Annotated in this window: 16 protein-coding genes; 5 read left to right on the plus strand and 11 right to left on the minus strand. The window is 65.7% G+C overall.

What is annotated here, in order from left to right:
- Nucleotides 1-81: 81 nt before the first annotated feature.
- From AABF56_RS24530 to AABF56_RS24570, 9 genes are all read right to left on the minus strand, one after another.
- Nucleotides 82-882, minus strand: a complete 801-nt coding sequence (locus tag AABF56_RS24530; RefSeq protein ID WP_272807815.1) for an ATP-binding cassette domain-containing protein — start codon at nt 880-882, stop codon at nt 82-84.
- A gap of 70 nt (nt 883-952) precedes the next feature.
- Complete coding sequence (locus tag AABF56_RS24535; RefSeq protein WP_272807814.1) at nt 953-1,894, minus strand: ABC transporter substrate-binding protein; 942 nt, start codon at nt 1,892-1,894, stop codon at nt 953-955.
- A 138-nt stretch (nt 1,895-2,032) separates the two neighbouring features.
- The gene (locus tag AABF56_RS24540) at nt 2,033-2,647 is read right to left on the minus strand and encodes a cupin domain-containing protein (RefSeq protein ID WP_244766651.1); all 615 of its coding nucleotides are present in this window, start codon (nt 2,645-2,647) and stop codon (nt 2,033-2,035) included.
- Nucleotides 2,648-2,793: 146 nt separating this feature from the next.
- Nucleotides 2,794-3,285, minus strand: a complete 492-nt coding sequence (locus AABF56_RS24545; RefSeq protein WP_272807813.1) for a hypothetical protein — start codon at nt 3,283-3,285, stop codon at nt 2,794-2,796.
- The gene (locus AABF56_RS24550; RefSeq protein ID WP_272807812.1) at nt 3,278-6,202 is read right to left on the minus strand and encodes a sarcosine oxidase subunit alpha family protein; all 2,925 of its coding nucleotides are present in this window, start codon (nt 6,200-6,202) and stop codon (nt 3,278-3,280) included. The genes AABF56_RS24545 and AABF56_RS24550 overlap by 8 nt, the downstream gene beginning before the upstream one ends.
- A complete protein-coding gene (locus AABF56_RS24555; RefSeq protein WP_272807811.1) occupies nt 6,199-6,465 on the minus strand; it encodes a sarcosine oxidase subunit delta in 267 nt (88 codons plus the stop codon). The genes AABF56_RS24550 and AABF56_RS24555 overlap by 4 nt, the downstream gene beginning before the upstream one ends.
- Before the next feature lie 9 nt (nt 6,466-6,474).
- Nucleotides 6,475-7,731, minus strand: coding sequence for a sarcosine oxidase subunit beta family protein (locus tag AABF56_RS24560; RefSeq protein ID WP_272807810.1), 1,257 nt, complete (start codon nt 7,729-7,731; stop codon nt 6,475-6,477).
- 7 nt (nt 7,732-7,738) lie between these two features.
- Nucleotides 7,739-8,887, minus strand: a complete 1,149-nt coding sequence (locus tag AABF56_RS24565; protein ID WP_272807809.1) for a M24 family metallopeptidase — start codon at nt 8,885-8,887, stop codon at nt 7,739-7,741.
- Nucleotides 8,888-8,920: 33 nt separating this feature from the next.
- Entirely contained in the window at nt 8,921-10,102 is a 1,182-nt protein-coding gene (locus AABF56_RS24570) for a M24 family metallopeptidase (protein ID WP_272807808.1), read from the minus strand.
- Between the two features lie 223 nt (nt 10,103-10,325).
- On the opposite strand from AABF56_RS24570, the gene ehuB reads away from it, so the two are divergent.
- The 5 genes from ehuB (at nt 10,326) to AABF56_RS24595 (ending at nt 14,070) form a co-directional block, all read left to right on the plus strand.
- Nucleotides 10,326-11,156 carry an ectoine/hydroxyectoine ABC transporter substrate-binding protein EhuB gene (gene ehuB / locus AABF56_RS24575; protein ID WP_288084798.1) on the plus strand — a complete coding sequence of 277 codons (831 nt, stop codon included), beginning with the start codon at nt 10,326-10,328 and terminating at the stop codon, nt 11,154-11,156.
- Between the two features lie 61 nt (nt 11,157-11,217).
- Nucleotides 11,218-11,946, plus strand: a complete 729-nt coding sequence (ehuC, locus tag AABF56_RS24580) for an ectoine/hydroxyectoine ABC transporter permease subunit EhuC (protein WP_272807806.1) — start codon at nt 11,218-11,220, stop codon at nt 11,944-11,946.
- Nucleotides 11,946-12,599: an ectoine/hydroxyectoine ABC transporter permease subunit EhuD gene (gene ehuD / locus AABF56_RS24585; RefSeq protein ID WP_338341919.1), complete on the plus strand. Its 654-nt coding sequence runs from the start codon at nt 11,946-11,948 to the stop codon at nt 12,597-12,599. Before ehuC ends, ehuD begins: the two co-directional genes overlap by 1 nt.
- The gene (gene ehuA, locus AABF56_RS24590; RefSeq protein WP_272807804.1) at nt 12,596-13,375 is read left to right on the plus strand and encodes an ectoine/hydroxyectoine ABC transporter ATP-binding protein EhuA; all 780 of its coding nucleotides are present in this window, start codon (nt 12,596-12,598) and stop codon (nt 13,373-13,375) included. Before ehuD ends, ehuA begins: the two co-directional genes overlap by 4 nt.
- Complete coding sequence (locus AABF56_RS24595; RefSeq protein WP_272807803.1) at nt 13,375-14,070, plus strand: GntR family transcriptional regulator; 696 nt, start codon at nt 13,375-13,377, stop codon at nt 14,068-14,070. Before ehuA ends, AABF56_RS24595 begins: the two co-directional genes overlap by 1 nt.
- Nucleotides 14,071-14,126: 56 nt before the next feature.
- Here the strand turns inward: AABF56_RS24595 and AABF56_RS24600 are convergent, their stop codons facing one another.
- Both AABF56_RS24600 and AABF56_RS24605 read right to left on the minus strand, forming a co-directional pair.
- The gene (locus tag AABF56_RS24600) at nt 14,127-17,222 is read right to left on the minus strand and encodes an efflux RND transporter permease subunit (RefSeq protein ID WP_272808143.1); all 3,096 of its coding nucleotides are present in this window, start codon (nt 17,220-17,222) and stop codon (nt 14,127-14,129) included.
- Between the two features lie 23 nt (nt 17,223-17,245).
- Nucleotides 17,246-18,466 carry an efflux RND transporter periplasmic adaptor subunit gene (locus tag AABF56_RS24605; protein WP_272807802.1) on the minus strand — a complete coding sequence of 407 codons (1,221 nt, stop codon included), beginning with the start codon at nt 18,464-18,466 and terminating at the stop codon, nt 17,246-17,248.
- Between the last annotated feature and the right edge of the window lie 34 nt (nt 18,467-18,500).

The following is an 18,500-nucleotide window of genomic DNA, read 5'->3' on the forward strand; positions in this document are numbered from 1 at the left end:
CGCCATTGGCGACGACCTTGTCGAGGATGGTCGCATCCCGCAGGCGCGGCGGATGGCTGGAATAGGCGTTGGGCTCGGAGCTCATGCGGAGGCGCCTCGTTCCTGATGGTTGTGGCCGGCGGAACGGGCGGTGAACTTCCGCCCGACGATGAGATTGACGACGTCCTCGATATTGGTGTCCTCGATGCGCCGCTCGGCGACGTTGCGGCCCTCGTACATCACCTGGATGCGGTCGCAGACGAGGAAGAGGTCCTGCAGCCGGTGCGTGATGAGGATGACGGAGACCCCGCGCTTCGAGACGGTGCGGATGAGTTCGAGCACGGCCTCCACCTCGGCGACCGCAAGGGCGGCCGTCGGCTCGTCCATGATCAGAACGGAGGGATTGAAGGACGCGGCGCGGCCGATCGCGATCGACTGGCGCTGGCCGCCGGAAAGGTTCTCCACCTTCATGCGCGTATCGGGAATGACGATGCCGAGATTGGAGAGCATGTCGCGCGCCCGCTCGTGCATCGTCTTCTTGTCGAGCATCGGCACGCCGGCGATGCGCCGCTTCGGCTCGCGGCCGAGGAAGAGGTTGCCGGCGACGTCGATCGTGTCGCAGAGGGCGAGGTCCTGGTAGACCATCTCGATGCGCGCGGCGCGCGCCTCCGCCGGCGAAGTGAAGGACACCGGCCGGCCGTCGATCTCGATCGTGCCGGCGTCGGGGATGACGGCGCCCGAGAGCACCTTGCTGATGGTGGATTTTCCCGCGCCGTTGTCGCCCACCAGCCCGAGCACTTCGCCCGGCATGAGGTTGAGCGAGGCGTTGTCGAGCGATTGCAGAGCGCCATAGCGCTTGGATATGCCGGTCATCCGGACGCGGCTGACGTCAGTGTCGGTCATGTTCGATGGCCCCTGGAGGAGGTTCCGGCTGCCCGGCCCGCTTGCGTGGACCGGGCAGCGGCGGTTCGGCTTACTTGAACATGTCGCGATACTGGTCGACGTTCTCCTTGGTGACGATCGTCACCGGCACGTTGATGATCGGGTCGATCGTCTCGCCCTTCTTCACCTTGACGAGCGCCTCGACGGCGGCCTTGCCTTCACCGGCCGGGTCCTGCTGGATGACGGCGGTGACAAAACCCTGGTCGATGCCGTCGATGGCGGATTTCGTCAGGTCCCAGCCAAAGACCTTGATGCTGTCGCCGCGACCCTGGCTGGCGACGGCCGAGACCGCGCCGAGCAGCGCCGGTTCGCCGGTGGCGTAGAGCGCCGTCATGTCCGGATTGGCGGTCATCAGGTTTTCCGCCGCGGCGAGCGCGACGTCCTGCACGTTCTGGCCATCGACGGTGTTGAGGAATTCGACGTTCTGGCCGCCCTCGGCAACCGCCGCCTTGAAGCCGTCGAGGCGCTGGTTCTGGATGAAGGAGTTGAGCGCGCCGACGACGCCGACCTTGGCGGTGCCGCCCATGTCGCTCTTCACATAGTCGGAGAAGAACTTGCCGATCTCGCCGCCCGCCGCCGTGTTGTCGACGCCGACGAAGGCGATGTTGTCGCCGTCCGGGATCTGCGCGTCGATGGCGATGACGGGAATGCCGGCATTCTTGGCGGCGGTGATGGCGGGCTTCACGCCGTTGACATCGATGGCGACCAGAATGATGCCGTCGACCTTCTGGGTGATGTAGGTCTCGATCGCGTCGTTCTGGGCAGAGGGCACGTTGTTGGCGTTGAAGATGACGAGCTCGGCGCCGGCCTCCTTGGCCGCCGCGCTGGCGCCGTCATTGATCTGGTTGAAGAAGAGCGCCTGTTGGTTGATGGTGACGAGCGCGAACGTATCGGCAAAGGCGTTTGCGGCGCCCATGGACAGCGTCATGGCAACGGCTGCGGCGCAGCCGAGGAGATATTTGGTCCGACCCATTTTGATGTTCCCCTTGTTTGATGCCGTTGGCGGCAACCGGAATTTACGGAAGGCATTATTCAAGTAGCTTGAATTCTTGTCAAGATACTTGAATGGCGCGTGCGCCTAATCCGCTGGGGAGGCTTTTCAAGAAAGATGTCAGAAGGTTGGCGGCGTATTCACCCAGAAGATGGAGGCGCGCTCGGTCCCGACATTGCGATACCAGTGTGCAAGCTCGGAATTGAACACGAAAGTATCGCCGGCCGAAAGCCGGAAGGTCTTGTCGTCGATCATCAGCTCGATCTCCCCGACCAGCACATAGCCCACCTCTTCGCCGACATGCTGGATCGGTCCGGCGCTCTGGCCGCCGGCATCGATGTGGTGGATGTTGCACTGGAGAAGGTGGCCTGCCGAATAGGGAATGACGCGTTCGAGCGAGATGCCCTCGCCGCGCCGGAGGGGATCGAGCGTGATGAGCGGGCGGGTCCCGGCACGGAACACCACGCCTTCCTCGCCGTCGGTCTCCTCGAACATCCAGCCGATATTGGAATCGAGCGCCCGCACCAGCCGATGCAGCATGGGCAGCGAGGGCGAGGCCTTGCCGTTCTCGATCTTGGAAAGCAGGCTTTCGGAACATTCCGCCGCCTGCGCCAGCGCCTTCAGGGTCAACCCGCGCGTCTGGCGGGCAAGCTTCAGGCGTGCGCCGAGCCGCACCGGATTCGAGTGGATCCTGTCCTCCCGGCTGCTGTCAGACGGCGAAGGCGGCTTGAGCATGTTCATGATATGAGTATCGCATTGATCGAGACCGCAATCATAAATCCTTCAAACGACGGCTGTCCAGAGACCACCGCAAGCCCATCTGGCGCCACTTACGCGACGCAGGCGGCGCGGACACGGCTTGATGTCATCAAGCCCAATCGTCAGCAGTCTTCCAGCCAATCGGCAATGCTCTGTGCGAAAGTACGAGGCACGACGAATGTCCCGTGCTCCGTCGATCCGCGGGTAAACATCACCGGAACGCGATGCAGCGGCGCAAACACCGCTCGATCCTGCGTTCGGTCCCAGTCGACGGCGAGGCATTGGGCCAGCACGTTGCGCAATGCGGGTGTCCGTATGTCGATGCGCTCCCGGCCTTCGCCAAGATCCAGTTCGGCGCCGAGAGTCCCTGGAAGGCCGCGCGGCACTGCGTCAGGATCGCTCGCCAGCAGCCAGAAGCGGCGGGGCGCGATCTTCACGGCCGTCACACCATCCGATTTGACGATCTGCCCCACCTCTGCCGGCAAGGAGGCCCCCAGGCGTCCCGCGGCGAAACGGGCAAAACCATCGTCGTCATCGCCCCACGCCTGCCATTGAACCAGCGGGCAGCGGGACCGCGTGATCGTGATCCCTTGGATTGCTGTCGGATCAGCCATGCATGCGTTCTCCCATGGGATCGAGGAAGACCGGCGAAACGACCCGCGCGCGGACCACCTCGTTCTTCATCGGATAGACGGCCACGACCTCGTCGCCGGCAAAGTCGGCGGCCAGCAGCCCGAGCCCGATGGACTTGCCGATGTCGGGGCTGAACGTGGTGGACGTGACGCGGCCGCGGCCGTGTCCCTGCCATGCCTCGTCGGGCGCGAAGAGGATCGCACCGCCCCGCAGCCGCTTGCCGCTCTCCGCGCATTCGAGCCCCACCACCCGCTGGCGGTCAGGCGCGAGGAACGCCGGCCGCTGCCCCAGGACCGCGCCGATGTAGCCGGAGCGTTTCGCCACCATGCGCGCCATGCCGAGATCGGCGAGCGTGGTGCGGCCATCGATCTCCGGCCCGGCGACATGGCCTTTCTCGATGCGCAGCGCGCCCAGCGCCTCGACGCCGTAGGGCCGCAGATCGGAATCCTTGCCCATCGCCAGCAGGCGTTCCCAGGCGGCAAGTCCCTGCGAGGCGCCGACATAGATTTCGTAGGCCCGTTCGCCGGAATAGCTGAGGCGGACGATCCGCAGCCGGCTGCCCCGGAAGGTTCCCTCGACGAGGCCCATATGCGGCAGCGCCTCGTTCGAGACGTCGATTGCCGGGAAAGCCGCGGCCAGCACGGCGCGGCTCTTCGGCCCCGCGACCGACATGCCCGCCCATTCGTCGGTCACGGATGTCACGGATACGCGCAGCTCCGGCCAGGCGACATCGAGCAGGAACTCCAGCCAGGACATCACATCGGCCGCCTTGGCCGTCGACGTGGTCATGAAATAGCAGTTCTCGGCGATCCGTGTCGTCGTGCCGTCGTCCAGCACGATCCCGTCGTCGCGCAGCATGACGCCGTAGCGCGCGCGGCCGACCTTCAGGCTGGCGAAGCCGTTCGCATAGACGCGGTCGAGGAAGGTCGCGGCATCCGGTCCTTCGACGGCGATCTTGCCCAGCGTGGAAATGTCCATGAGGCCGGCGGCCGAGCGGACATGCCGCATCTCGGCGACATAGGCTTCGTCGACATCCGCGCCGAAGGACAGGAAGTACCACGGCCGCATCCAAAGCCCGACCTCCAGCATGTCCGCGCCGTTGGCGACATGCCAGTCGTGCATCGGCGTCCGCCGGAAGGGGCGGAAGTGGCGCCCCTTCGCCCGGCCTGCAATGGCGCCGACGGCGACGGGCGCATAGGGCGGGCGAAACGTCGTGGTGCCGGCCGCCTCCATCGGCGTGCCCCGCAGCGCCGCCATGGCGCGGACGGCGTTGACGTTGCTCGTCTTGCCCTGGTCGGTGCCCATGCCGAGCGTCGTATAACGCTTGAGGTGCTCGACGGATTCATAGCCCTCGCGCTGCGCAAGCGCGATATCGTCGAGGCTCACGTCCATCTGGAAATCGACGAACGCCTTCTTCCGGCCGAAGGGAAGCGCCTGCACGGCATGAGGCCGGCCGGATTCCTCGAAGGCGGGCAGCACGGCGGCGTCCACCTTCCGATCGTATCCCGCGGCGACGGCTGCGGCAGAGCCGGCCCGATGCCCCTGCCGCACGGCCTCGGCAGCCGTTGCCGCACCGGTCATCGCTCCGGCCGCAAACTGGCCGGCCGGCAGGTCGCCCGGGACGAAAGCGTGGATGTCCTGCCGGTACTGCGGCTTGACGCCGAGATGCGAGGTGAGATGCAGGACGGGCGTCCAGCCGCCGGCCATGCCGATGAGATCGCAGTCACGCCGGAACGGCCCGGACCGGCCTTCCAGCTCGACGGCGCGCAGGCCCCGCGCGCCCGCGGCCTTTACGATCCGCGTTCCGGCATGCACCTCGACGCCGCTCCGGGCCGCCTGTCCGAGAAGCTGCGGGTCGATCTCGGCGCGGCTGTCGGCCAGCACGACCTCGGCGCCGGTCGCCGCAAGGTCGAAGGCCGTGCGGTAGGCGCTGTCCGCCGCTGCGCCGATCACGACCTTGCGCCCCGGCAGCACCGCGAAACGATTGAGATAGGTGCGGATCGCCGATGCGAGCATGACGCCCGGCCGGTCGTTGTTCGAAAAGACCATCGGCCGCTCGACGGCGCCGGTGGCGAACACGATGCTGCCGGCCCGAAGCAGGGTGAAGACCTGGCGTGCCGCCGCCTTCGCGCCGGGATCGGCATGGCTGAGCAGGCCAAGCGTGTTGCCGTCATAGAGGCCGAAAGCGGTCGTGCGCCGCATCAACCGCAACCCGGGCATGGAGCCGAGCTCGGCCAGCATGCCGGCAAGCCAGTCCTGTCCCTGGGGCTCGGCCAGCATCTGGCCGCCCAGCTCGAAATCCTGCTCGACCAGCAGAACGCGCGCGCCTGCCTGAGCGGCAGCGCGGGCCGCCGCAAGCCCTGCCGGCCCGGCGCCGACCACGACGACATCGGCAAAATCGTGCCGCGTCTCGTAACGGTCCGGGTCCGCCTCCATGGTCGCTCGTCCGAGGCCCGCGGCCTTGCGGATGAAATGCTCATAGACCATCCAAGCCTTGCGGCCCGGCCCCATGAAGGTCTTGTAGTAGAAGCCGGAGGCGAGCAGCGGCGCGAACAGCCCGTTGATGCCCTGCAGGTCGAAGCCGAGCGACGGCCAGCGGTTCTGGCTCTCGGCCGTAAGGCCCGGCGAGAGTTCGACCATCGTCGCCGGAACATTGGGCTCGCGCCGGCCGCCGGCGCCGAGCGTCACCAGGGCATTGGGCTCCTCGATGCCGGCAGAGAGAATGCCGCGCGGCCGGTGATACTTGAAGCTGCGGCCGACGAGCGTCACGCCGTTCGCCAGGAGCGCCGAGGCCAGCGTATCGCCCTTGAAGCCGGCATAGCTGCGGCCGTCGAAGCGGAAGTCCACCGGCAGCGACCGGTCTATGCGGCCGCCGGAGGGAAGACGGTTGTCTGTCATGATGCCTGCTGCCTTGCAAAATGGACCGAATGAATGGTGTGCGTGGCCGTGTCGCGTCCCACCACCAGCCATTGCCGGCAGCCGTGGACGTGTTGCCAATATTCGCGATGCGGACCCTTGGGGTTGGGGCGCACATAGACGTAGCCGTACCAGGCCTCGAAATCCGGATCCTCATGGGCCGGACGAGCGACCGACGCATCGCCGGCATAGCGGAACTCGTCATGATCGCGCGGGCCGCAGCACGGGCAATGGATACGCAGCATGTCCGCCTCCTACTGCAGCCAGGCGAAGGGACCGGCCCCCGCCTCGTCGAGACTGTGGCCGGTGCGGAAACGGTCGAGCCCGTAGCCGCGCGTCAGCGGATGAACCTCGCCCGTCGCCAGCATGTGCGCGAAGCACCAGCCCGATGCGGGCGTCGCCTTGAAGCCGCCGTAGCACCAGCCCCCGTTGAGGTAGAGGCCCGGGACGGGCGTGAGCGAAATGATCGGGCTTGCATCCGGGGTCATGTCCATGATGCCGCCCCAATGGCGCAGGAGCCTCAGCCGGGAAATGTTCGGCATCAGGGCGACGGCGGCCTCGCAGACCTCCTGCAGCACGCCGGCATTGCCGCGCTGGGCATAGGAATTGTAGCCGTCGAGGTTCCCGCCGAAGACGAGGCCGCCCTTGTCGGACTGGCTGACATAGAAATGGTCCGCACCATAGGCGACGACGTGATCAACCAGCGGTTTCACCGGCTCGGTCACGAAGGCTTGCAGGACATGGCTTTCGATCGGCAGCTCCAGCCCGGCCTTCCGGCCGAGAACGGACGTATGCCCGGCGACCGCGAGCCCGACCCGCTCAGCGCCTATGCGCCCGCGCGTCGTCTCCACGCCGACGATCCTGTCGCCCTTGCGCAGGAAATCGACCACCTCGCAATTCTCGATGATGTCGACGCCATGGCCGCTCGCTGCCCGCGCATACCCCCATGCAACCGCATCATGCCGGGCCGTGCCGGCGCGCGCCTGAAGGATGGCCCCGTGAATGGGAAAGCGGGCCGTATCGGAGAAATCGAGATAGGGCACCAGCCGGCGCACCTCGTCCCGGCCGAGGATCTCGGCATCGATGCCGTTGAGGCGCATGATGTTGGCGCGGTGGCCGAAGGCGTCCATCTGGTCCGCCGAATGCGCCGTGACGATCTGCCCGCGCTGGGAGAACATGACGTTGAAGTTCAGCGCGGCCGACAGGCCTTCCCAGAGCTTCATCGAGAATTCGTAGAACTGGGTGTTGCCGTCGAGCAGGTAGTTGGACCGGATGACCGTGGTGTTGCGCCCCACATTGCCGCCGCCGATATAACCCTTCTCGATCACCGCGACATTGCGGATGCCGTGGTTCTCCGCAAGGTAGAACGCCGTGGCCAGTCCGTGGCCGCCGCCACCGACGACGATGACATCGTAGGAGGGCTTCGGCGAAGCGGCGCGCCAATGACGCTGCCAGTGACGGTTTCCGCCGATGGCATGCCGGAGGAGGGAGAATGCGGAAAAGCTGCCCATCACGAATTCACCGAAGGATCGGCCCCATTGGTGTGCGTGTCAGGACTTCCGGACCGTCGTCCGTCAGCAACACGGTGTTGGAAATGAAATCGTCGCCCCGGCCGGTGCCCATCAGCCAGGAGAGGATGTGGAAGCTCATGCCGGTGCGGATCGCGAGATCGGAATCGTGCCGAAGGCCGGTGACGGAATTCCCGCCGGTCCAGGACGGGGGCTGGCCGATGCCGACGCAATAGCCGCAATGATGCCGGCGATAGTGCGAAAGCCCCCGTTCATCGGCAACGCTCTGCCAGGCGGCATAGACGTCGCGGGCATGCGCGCCGGGCCTCAGCGCATCGACCACCGCGCGGAAGGCCTCGGCGGCAATCTCCGCCATGCGCGCATCTGCATCGCTGATCCCGCCAAGGCGCACCAGCCTGCCGAGCGGGGCGTGATAGCGCGAAACGCAGCCGGACAGCTCGATGAACACCGGCTCGCCCTTGCGATACCGTGCCGAACCCCACGTCGTGTGCTCTTCGCCGAGCCGCGAGAACGGCCGGATGAACGGGCCGAAGCCGGGGACATGGCCGCCTGCGCGCGTCATCGCCGCGAGGCATTCGGCCGCGACGTCACGCTCCGCCGCGCCGTCATGGACGGCGTCGATCGCGGCCTGCGCGGCGATGTCGGTGATCGCGGCCGCCTTGCGCATGAGCGCCTGTTCTTCGAGGCTCTTCACCAGCCGCAACCGGTCGACGAGGTTGGAGACGTCCGTCCATTCGGCCTCCACCAGCGCCTCCAGCCGCCGGGCAAGGCCGTGGCTGAGGCCCGCGGTCCAGAATTCCAGCCCGAGCCGCCGTGACGAAAGCCCCCGCTCGGCAAGGATGCGCGCGGCGAGATCGGCGGCGGTTTCGCTGTCGGAATGGCCGCGGAACTCGGCGGATCGGACATGGTTCTCGATCGTCACGCGCTCCATCGCCCGTGTGACGAGCACCGGCCGGCCTTCGACGGGCACGATCAACAGATGCGGCGCGAAATAGCCCCAGTGATCGAGGCCCGTCAGATAGAAGACGTTTTCCGGCGATGCGAAGACGGCGGCGTCGAGCCCGCAAACGGCGATCTCATGCCGCACGATATCGAGCCGCCGCGCGATCTCCTCTGCGCTGAAGGGATTGCCATCCATAGTTCATGCCTCGTGAATTTTCGGGGTTTTCTGTCAGTCGACGACGATGAGCTGCCGGGGCGCGGCGCAGAGCTTCTCGCCGCCCGTGTCGGTTACGACGAAGGATTCGGATATCGCCAGGCCGAAGTCCTCAAGCCAGACGCCGGCCATCATGTGGAAGCACATGCCGGGTGCAAGCTCGGTCCTGTCGCCGGGGCGCAGGCTGGCGGTGCGCTCGCCCCAATCCGGCGGATAGGCAAGCCCGATGGGATATCCGACGCGGCTTTCCTTCTTCAGGCCGTTGCGGCGCAACTCCGCCTGCCATGCCGCCTCCACCTCCTCCGCCACATTGCCGGACCGCGCCTTTTCGAGCCCGGCATCGACGGCATCCACGATCACCCTGGCAATGTCCTGGTAACGTTGCGGCGGCTTGCCGAAATGGACGGTCCGCGTCAGCGCGACATGGTAGCGGGAGCGGACACCGGCGATCTCGAGGATCGCAAGTCCGCTGTCCGGCAGTGGGTCGTCGCTCCACGTCAGATGGGGCGTCGCCGTCCCCTCCCCGACCGGCATCAGCGGGCAGATGGCCGCGTAATCGCCGCCCATGCCGTCCACCCCCATGATCTGGGCGTGATACAGTTCCGCGATCACCGCGTTCTGCGGCACGCCGGGTCGCATGCGCTCGACGGCGCGGCTCATGGCATGCGTGCAGATCCGGCCCGCCTGGCGCATCAGCGTGAGCTCCGGCTCGGACTTCACGAGCCTGGCCCAGTTCACGAGGTCGCGATTGTTGGAGAAAGCCGCGTCCGGCAGGCCGGCGGCGAGGTGTGCGTGGCAGCGCGCCGTATAGTAGTGCGCGTCCATCTCGACCCCGATGCGGGCGCCCGCCCATCCGCGCGAGCGGATGAGATCGGCCAGTTCGTCATAGGAATGCCCGTCCGGGTTCTGAACGAGATGTTCGGAAAAGGCGACGACGTTTGCCTCCGGCAAGCCGGTCGTCATGAGCGCGCTCTTGCGATCCTGGGCACGGCCGAACCAGATCGGCAGATCCTCGTCCAAATGCACGAGCACGCATTGCGGCACGTAGAACGACCAGCCGTCATAGCCGGTCAGCCAGTTCATGTTGGCCGGATCCTGGCAGACGACGAGGTCCAGCCCGGCGGCGGCCATACGGTGCTTCACCTCCCGCAGCCGGCGCGAATATTCCTCGCCCGTGAAGATCTGCTGTCGCGACATCCCGCCCTCCAACACTGAACCAACGATGACAAGATGTGTACATCAATTCTCAGTCCGCGCAATATATCGCCTGAAAACTTTTTATTTATCCGAAACCTTGCAAATTTTATCAACAAGACGTATACATCTTTAGGTGCTCGGCCACGGGCGCCGCTCTTTGAGACTCCTGACAAAAACACAAGGGGAACCCATGTCTCGATTTCTCTTCTCTCGCCGAAATGCCATGAAAGCCGCCGTGCTGGCATTTGCCGCCGCCTCGGTCGCAGGCCCCTCGCTCGCCGAGACCACCCTCGAAAAGGCGAAGGCCGCAGGCTACATCCGCATCGGCTTTGCCAACGAAGCCCCCTTCGGTTTCGCCACGCCCGACGGCAAGCTGACGGGCGAAGCGCCCGAGGTCGCCAAGGCGGTGCTCGCAAAAATGGGCATTCCGGAGGTCGACGGCGTGCTGACCGAATTCGGCTCGCTGATCCCCGGCCTCAAGGCCGGACGTTTCGACATCATCGCCGCCGGCATGTTCATCAACCCGAAACGCTGCGCCGAGATCGGCTTCTCGGAGCCGTCATACGGCATCGGCCAGGCCATGCTGGTGCCGGCCGGCAATGCCAAGAAGATCGCCGATTATTCCAGCTTCGCCGACAACAAGGATCTCAAGCTCGCCGTGATGGCCGGCGCCGTCGAGGCGGGCTATGCGAGGGATGCCGGCGTTGCCGAGGAGCAGATCGTGACCTTGCCGGACCAGTCGAGCCTCGTTGCCGCCGTCCAGTCGGGCCGCGCCGACGGCGCGGCGCTGACCGCCCTTTCCATCGCGGACATGGCGAAGAAGGCGGAAGGCGTGGAATCGACCACGCCCTTCGGCGAAGTCGCCGGCAAGTCGGTCAAGGGTCACGGCGGGTTCGGCTTCCGCAAGGAAGACACGGACCTGCAGGAGGCCTTCAACAAGGAACTGGCTGCCTTCCTCGGCTCGCCGGAGCATCTCGCCCTTGTCGAGCCCCTCGGCTTCGGCAAGGATTACCTTCCGAACAAGACGACCGCCGAACTCTGCCAAGGCGATTAAGCTTGTCGCGCGGGCGGCAATACCAGGCCGTCCGCGTCTTCGCCTATGACGGGGATTTCCGATGTGGATACGCGTGCTCGCCGCCATGCTGGCGGCTACCCTGACGGCCATCGTCATCCTGTCCTTCCAGGACGGTTTCAAGGTCTTCGTGCCCGGCCTGCTCCAAGGTGCCTGGCTAACGGTCCAGATCGCCGTTCTCGGCGCCTTGCTGGCCGTCGTCATGGCGCTGACGGCAGCGCTCGCCAAGCTCTATGGCCCGCTGCCGTTGCGATGGCTGGCGGTGACCTATATCGAGATATTCCGCGGCACGTCCGCGCTCGTGCAGCTCTTCTGGCTGTATTTCGTGTTGCCGCAGTTCGGGCTCTTCATGGATGCGTTTCCCGTCGCCGTGCTGGCGCTCGGGCTGAACATCGGTGCCTACGGTGCCGAGGTCGTGCGCGGCGCCATCCGGGCCGTCCCGAAAGGCCAGTGGGAAGCCTCCACGGCGCTGAACATGACGCGGGCGCAAATGCTCCGGCGCATCATCCTGCCGCAGGCTTTCGTGGCGATGATCCCGCCCTGGGGCAATCTTTTCATCGAGCTCGTCAAGTCGACCTCGCTCGTCTCCCTGATCACGCTCGCCGATCTCACCTTCAAGGCACAGCAGATGAACCAGGCAACGCTGCAGACCGTACCGATCTTCACCCTCGTCCTGCTCCTCTATCTCGCGATCTCGCTGACGATCACGATCTGCATGCGCTTCACCGAGGGATGGGCGGCCAAGGGCGTGCTGCACGGAAAGGCCTCGTGATGTGGGACTGGGCCTTCACCATCGACATCCTGCCCGTGCTGGCACGGGCCGCGGTCATCACCGTCCAGGCGACGGCGATCGGCTTCGTCATTGCGGCGCTCCTCGGCCTCGCCCTGGCATCGATACGGCTCTCCTCCCCGGCGGCGGGCCTTGTCGTCGCGATCCTGGTCGAGCTCGTCCGCTCGACGCCGCTCCTCATTCAGATCTTCTTCCTGTTCTTCGTTTTGCCCAAGGTCGGCATCGTGTTGGATGCCTTCACGGCGGGCGTGCTCGCGATCGGCCTGCACTACGCGGCCTATTGCTCGGAGGTCTACAGGGCCGGCTTCGAGAACGTTCCCCGCGGCCAGTGGGAGGCATCGATCGCGCTCAACCTCTCCCCCTGGACCACCTTCAAGGACATCATCCTGCCGCAGGCGCTGCCGCCGGTGGTGCCGGCGCTCGGCAACTATCTGATAGCGCTGTTCAAGGAGACACCCCTGCTTTCGGCGATCGCCGTCGTCGAGCTCATGCAACGCGCCAAGATCATCGGCTCGGAGACCTTCCGCTACACCGAACCGGTGACGCTCGTCGGGCTTTTCTTTCTGGTGATGAGCCTCCTGTCCGCGGGACTGGTCCGCGTCTTGGACGGCTGGCTTTCAAGGAGATACGGATGACCGAAATGCCCATGGTCCGCTATGAGAACGTGTCCAAGCGTTACGGCGCCTTCACCGTTCTCGACAATCTCAACCTCGACGTCGCGCGCGGCGAGAAGGTCTCGATCATCGGCCCGTCCGGATCCGGCAAGACGACCGTGCTGCGCATGCTGATGACGCTGGAAAGCATCAATGGCGGCACGCTGTGGGTCGATGGCGAGCCGATGACCCACATGCCTAAGAACGGACGGCTGGTGCCCGCGGATGCGAAGCATATCCGCCGTATCCGCGCGAAGATCGGCATGGTGTTCCAGTCCTTCAACCTCTTCCCGCACATGACCGCCCTCGGCAACTGCATAGAGGCGCCGATCACCGTCCTTGGAATGGGAAGGAAGGAAGCGGAGGAGCGCGCCGCCGAGCTGCTCGACATGGTCGGCCTGTCGGCCAAGAAGGATCACTATCCGGGCCAGCTTTCCGGAGGCCAGCAGCAGCGCGTGGCGATCGCCCGGGCCCTGGCCATGCGGCCAAAGATCATGCTTTTCGACGAGGTCACCTCCGCGCTCGACCCGGAGCTCGTGGGCGAGGTGCTTCAGGTCATCCGCAGGATCGGCGCCGAGCACGATCTGACGATGCTCATGGTGACCCACCAGATGGGGTTCGCCAAGGAATTCTCCGATAGGGTTTGCTTTTTCTATCAGGGGAAAATATGCGAACAGGGACCGCCCGCGCAGATCTTCGGCAACCCGCAGAACGAGCGGACGCGGCAATTCCTGAACGCTGTCCTGGAAGCTGGTTGATGGCACAGACCGACAATTCCGGTGCAAAGGAGCAATCCGCCCCTCTCGTCGGCGCGAAAGAGCGTTTCGACCGCATCTACAACACGATCCGCGACCAGATCTGCCTTCTGGAATATGCACCGGGCACCCGGCTTTCGGAGGAGGAGCTGGCAAAGCAGTTCGATACGAGCCGGACCCCCGTCCGTCGCGTCCTTGCACGGCTGGAAGCGGAAGGGCTCGTCGCCTCCGTGCACGGGGTCGGCACGATCGTCACGGATCCCGATCTCGACGAGATCTTCCAGATCTACCGTCTCCGGCTGGAGCTTGCCGAACTGGTCGGCAAGCTCGATCCGCTCCCGCGTACCCCGGACGATCTCGACAGGATCCGCGCGCTCATCAAGCGCTGCGACGACGAGATGCAGGAACCGTCCCAGCGCGCCTTCCTGCGCCTCAACATGGACTTCTACTGGGAGATATCGGCATTCACCGGCAATGCGGCGCTGCGCGAGGTCAATGAACGGCTGTATCTCAAGATCGTCCGCGTCGTCCTGAAGATGATGCCCAAGCTCGGGCTTGTCGAGGAATACCGGGCATTTCGCGAGGAAATGCAGGCCGTCTTGAACGCCGCCGAGATCGGGGATTGGGAAGCCATCGGCTACATCCGCCGGGCCCATCTCTCGATGAGCTACAATCGCATCAAGAATTATGCGAGATGATTTGACATCGACGGGCAAGAGCTGACGGCCCCGCTCGACGGATGCGGCAAACGCGTCTACGCAGCCCTCGGCCTGCCCCTTCCGGCCACGATCACGAAGAGCAGCGGCACGAAGAAGACACCGAGCACGGTCGCTGCGATCATGCCGCCCATCACGCCGATGCCGATGGCGTTCTGCGCGGCCGAGCTTGCCCCCGTCGCGAAGGCGAGCGGCAGGACGCCGAGGATGAAGGCGAGCGAGGTCATGACGATCGGCCTGAGGCGCATGCGGGCAGCCTCCAGCACGGCGTCGACGACGCTTTTGCCCTGATCGCGCAGGTCCTTGGCGAATTCGACGATCAGGATGGCGTTCTTGGCGGTAAGGCCGATCGTCGTCAGCAGGCCGACCTTGAAATAGACATCGTTCGATTGACCGAATATCCAGGCGGCGACGAGCGCGCCAAGCACGCCGACCGGCACCGCAAGGATGACGGAAAGCGGGATGGACCAGCTTTCGTAGAGCGCGGCAAGGCAGAGGAAGACGACGAGCAGGGAGACGGCGTAGAGCATCGCCTCCTGCGAACCGGCAAGCCGCTCCTGGTAGGACAGGCCGGACCAGGCCGCGCTGTAGCCGCCGTCGAGACCGGCGACGAGCGCCTCCATGCGGTCCATCGCATCGCCGGAGCTGGCGCCGGCCTGTGCCGCACCGTTCATGGAGATGGCCGCCGTGCCGTTGAAGCGGGCGAGCGAGGGCGAGCCCTGGATCCATGTCGTCGTCGCGAAGGCGGAGAACGGCACCATCTCGCCATCGCCATTGCGCGCGTACCAGCGGTTGACGTCCTCCGGCTGCATGCGGAAGGGCGCGTCCGCCTGCACATAGACGGGCTTGATCTCGCCGTTATAGACGAAGTCGTTGACGTTGCTGCCGGCAAAGGCCGTGGAGATCAGCCCGTTGATGCCGCTGAGATCGACGCCGAGCGCACCTGCCTTCTCCTGGTCGATCTCGATCTTCAGCTGGCTTTCCAAGGTGCGGGTATTGCCGCGTACATTGCCGACCGTGTCGTCCTGCTGGGCGAGGTCGGCAAGCAGGTTGCTGGCCGCCGTCAGCGCGTCGCGGCCGCGGTTGCCGGTGTCTTCCAGATACATGGAAAAGCCGTTGCTCTGCCCCAGCCCCTGGATGGCGGGCGGCGCCAGCACGAAGACCTCCGCGTCGCGGATCTTGCGGAAATGCGCCGAGGCGCGCTGCGAGATAGCGGAAGCCGAGAGCGACGTATCCGTGCGCGCGTCGAAATCCTTGAGACGCACGAAGGCCATGGCGGCGTTTTCGCCGCTGCCGCCGAAGCCGAAGCCGAGCGTCATGAAGACGCTCTGCACGGCGTCCTTCTCCTCCGTGAGGAAATAGTTCTCGACCATGTCGATGACGGCCTGCGTGCGGGCGGCATTGGCGCCGGCCGGCAGGGTGATCTGCGTCATCAGAACGCCCTGGTCCTCTTCCGGCAGGAAGGAGGTCGGCAGCTGCGTATAGACCCACCAGGCGCCGCCGAGGAGCGCGGCGAAGAGCACGAGCATGCGCAGCGGCCGCACAAGCATGCCGCCGACGGCGCTCACATAACCGCGCGTCGTCTTCTCGAAACCACGGTTGAAGCCACCGAAGATGCGCGCCGCCAGCCCGCCATGCGTGGGCTTCAGCAGCATGGCGCAGAGCGCCGGCGTCAGGATGACCGCGACGAGGACGGAGAGCAGCATGGCGCTGGCGATGGTGACGGAGAACTGCCGGTAGATGACGCCGACCGAGCCCGAGAAGAAGGCCATGGGAATGAAGACGGCGGTGAGGACGAGCGCGACGCCGACGAGCGCGCCGGTGATCTCGCCCATCGACTTCTCCGTCGCCTCGCGGGCGGAGAGCCCCTCCTCCGACATGACGCGCTCGACATTCTCTACCACGACGATCGCATCGTCGACGAGAAGACCGATGGCGAGCACCATGGCGAACATGGTCAGCATGTTGATGGAATAGCCGAGCGCCGCAAGCACGCCGAACGTTCCGAGCAGCACGACGGGCACGGCGATCATCGGAATGATCGTCGCGCGCAGGTTCTGCAGGAAGAGCAGAAGCACGAGGAAGACCAGCACGATCGCCTCGATCAGCGTCTCCACGACCTTCTCGATGGACAGTTCGACGAAGGGCGTCGTTTCGTAGGAATAGGCGATCTCGACGCCCTCGGGCAGCGAACCGGCGAGGCTGTCGAGTTCGGCATGCACGGCCTCGGCCGTCGTGATGGCATTCGCGCCGCTCGCCAGCTGCACGCCGAAGCCGGCGGCAGGCATGTCGTTGAAGGTCGAGCTCTGGCCGTAGCTTTCAAGCCCGATCTCGACGCGCGCGACATCGCCGAGGCGCACGACGGAACCGTCCGTCGCCGTCTTGAGGATGATCTTCTTGAACTCGTCGGCCGAGGTCATCTGCGTCTGCGCGACGATGCTCGCCTTCAGCTGCTGGCCGCGCACGACGGGCGTCGCGCCGATGGAGCCGGCGGCGACCTGCGCATTCTGCGCCTGAATGGCCGTGGTGACGTCGGAGGGAACCAGCTGGTACTTCTGCATCTGATCGGGATCGAGCCAGATGCGCATGGCATAGCCGCTGCCGAAGGCCTGCACGGAACCGACGCCGTCGAGCCGTTCGATGCGCTCCTCGATGCTGCTCGACATGATGTCGGAAAGCTCCGAGGAGGTGTAGCGGCCGTCGCGCGAGATGATGTTGCCGATCATCAGGATGCCGGAGGGCGAGCGGGAGACGGAGACGCCGGCGTCCTGCACGGCCTCGGGAAGCTGGGATTCGACGCGCGACAGCTTGTTCTGCACCTCGACCTGCGCCAGTTCCGGATCCGTGCCGCTGGCGAAGGTGAGCGAGATGGAGGCCGAGCCGGTGTTCGACGTGGATTCCATGTAGAGCAGGCCATCGAGGCCGGTCATCGCGCCCTCGATCTTCGTCGTGACCGAGTTCTCGACCGCTTCCGCCGTGGCACCGGAATAGGTCGCGCCGATACGGACCGTGACGGGCGCGACATCGGGATATTGCGAGATCGACAGCGAGTAGATGCCCATGACGCCGGAAAGCAGCGTGGCGATCGCGAGCACGATGGCAAAGACGGGGCGGGCGATGAAGAAGCTCGCCAGGGCATTGCGCCGGAAGGCTTCGGTCATTGGGCGGCCTCCGACGCTTCGCCCGCACCGGCGGGGCTGGCGAGGGACTGCTTGACCACGCCGTCCTCATCGATCGTCGCTTCCACGGCCGTCACGGCAGCGCCGGCGGAAATCTTCTGGAAGCCATCGACGATCAGGCGCTCGCCGTCCTTCAGGCCGTCGGTCACGATCCAGTTGTTGCCGCTCGTGCCCTCGGTCGCAAGCTTGCGCTGCTCCACCTTGCTGTCGGCCGAGACGACATAGGCGATGGGATCGCCCGTGCCGCTGCGCTGGACGGCGCGCTGCGGGACGAGGAAGGCGTTCGGCATGGTGCCGAGATCGACGGAGGCGCGCACGAACATGCCCGGCAGCAGGATGCGCTCCGGATTGGGGAAGCTTGCGCGCAGGGTGAAGGTGCCCGTGCTCTCGCTGACATTGACCGTCGCCAGCGAGATCGTGCCGATGGTCTTGTAGTCCTCGCCGTTCTCGAGCGTCAGCCTGACGCTCGGCGCCCCCGCGCCGTCGCGGCCGAGGCGCCCCGCCTCGACATCCTGCCGGATCCGCAAAAGGTTGGCGCTGGTATCGACGAGGTCGACATTGACCGGATCGATCTGGCGGATCGTCGCCAGCGCATCCGTCTGGTTCTGCGTGACCAGCGAGCCGGCGCTGACGCCGGCCGTGCCGATGATGCCCGATATCGGCGCCTTGATCGTGGTGTTGTCGAGATCGATGCGCGCCGTCTCAAGGCTGGCCTTGGCCGATTCCACATCCGCCTTCGCCTGCAGCAGCGCTGCCGTCGCCTCGTCCAGCGCCTGCTGGCTCACGGCGCTCTGCGATTGCAGCCGCTGGTTCCGGTCGAAAGCCGACTGCGCCGACTGCTGCGTCGCCTCGGCGCGCGACAGCGTGGCCGCCGCCGCCGCATAGGCCGCGCTGAACTTCGCATCGCGCACCTTGAAGAGGATGTCACCGGCCTTCACCTGCCGGCCCTCGCGAAAGTCGATGCTCTCGATGATGCCGTCGATCTGCGGGCGGATCTCCGCCGTGGCGTGCGCCACCACGCGGCCGGAGAGCTGGGTATAACGCGGAACGGACTGCGCCTTCAGCACCACGAAGCCCACCTCGGCCGCGGGCAAGGCCCCTGCGCCGGGCGGAGCATTTCCACCGCTCTGGTCCGAGCAGGCGGCCAGGAACAGGCCGGCGGCAACGAGGCCGATCCGCAGGATTTTCTCGCGCATCATGCACCTTTTCTTCGGAGCGGCGGATCATGCCGCA

The sequence above is a fragment of the Shinella sp. WSC3-e genome (assembly GCF_945994535.1).
In the GTDB taxonomy this organism is placed as follows: domain Bacteria; phylum Pseudomonadota; class Alphaproteobacteria; order Rhizobiales; family Rhizobiaceae; genus Shinella; species Shinella yambaruensis.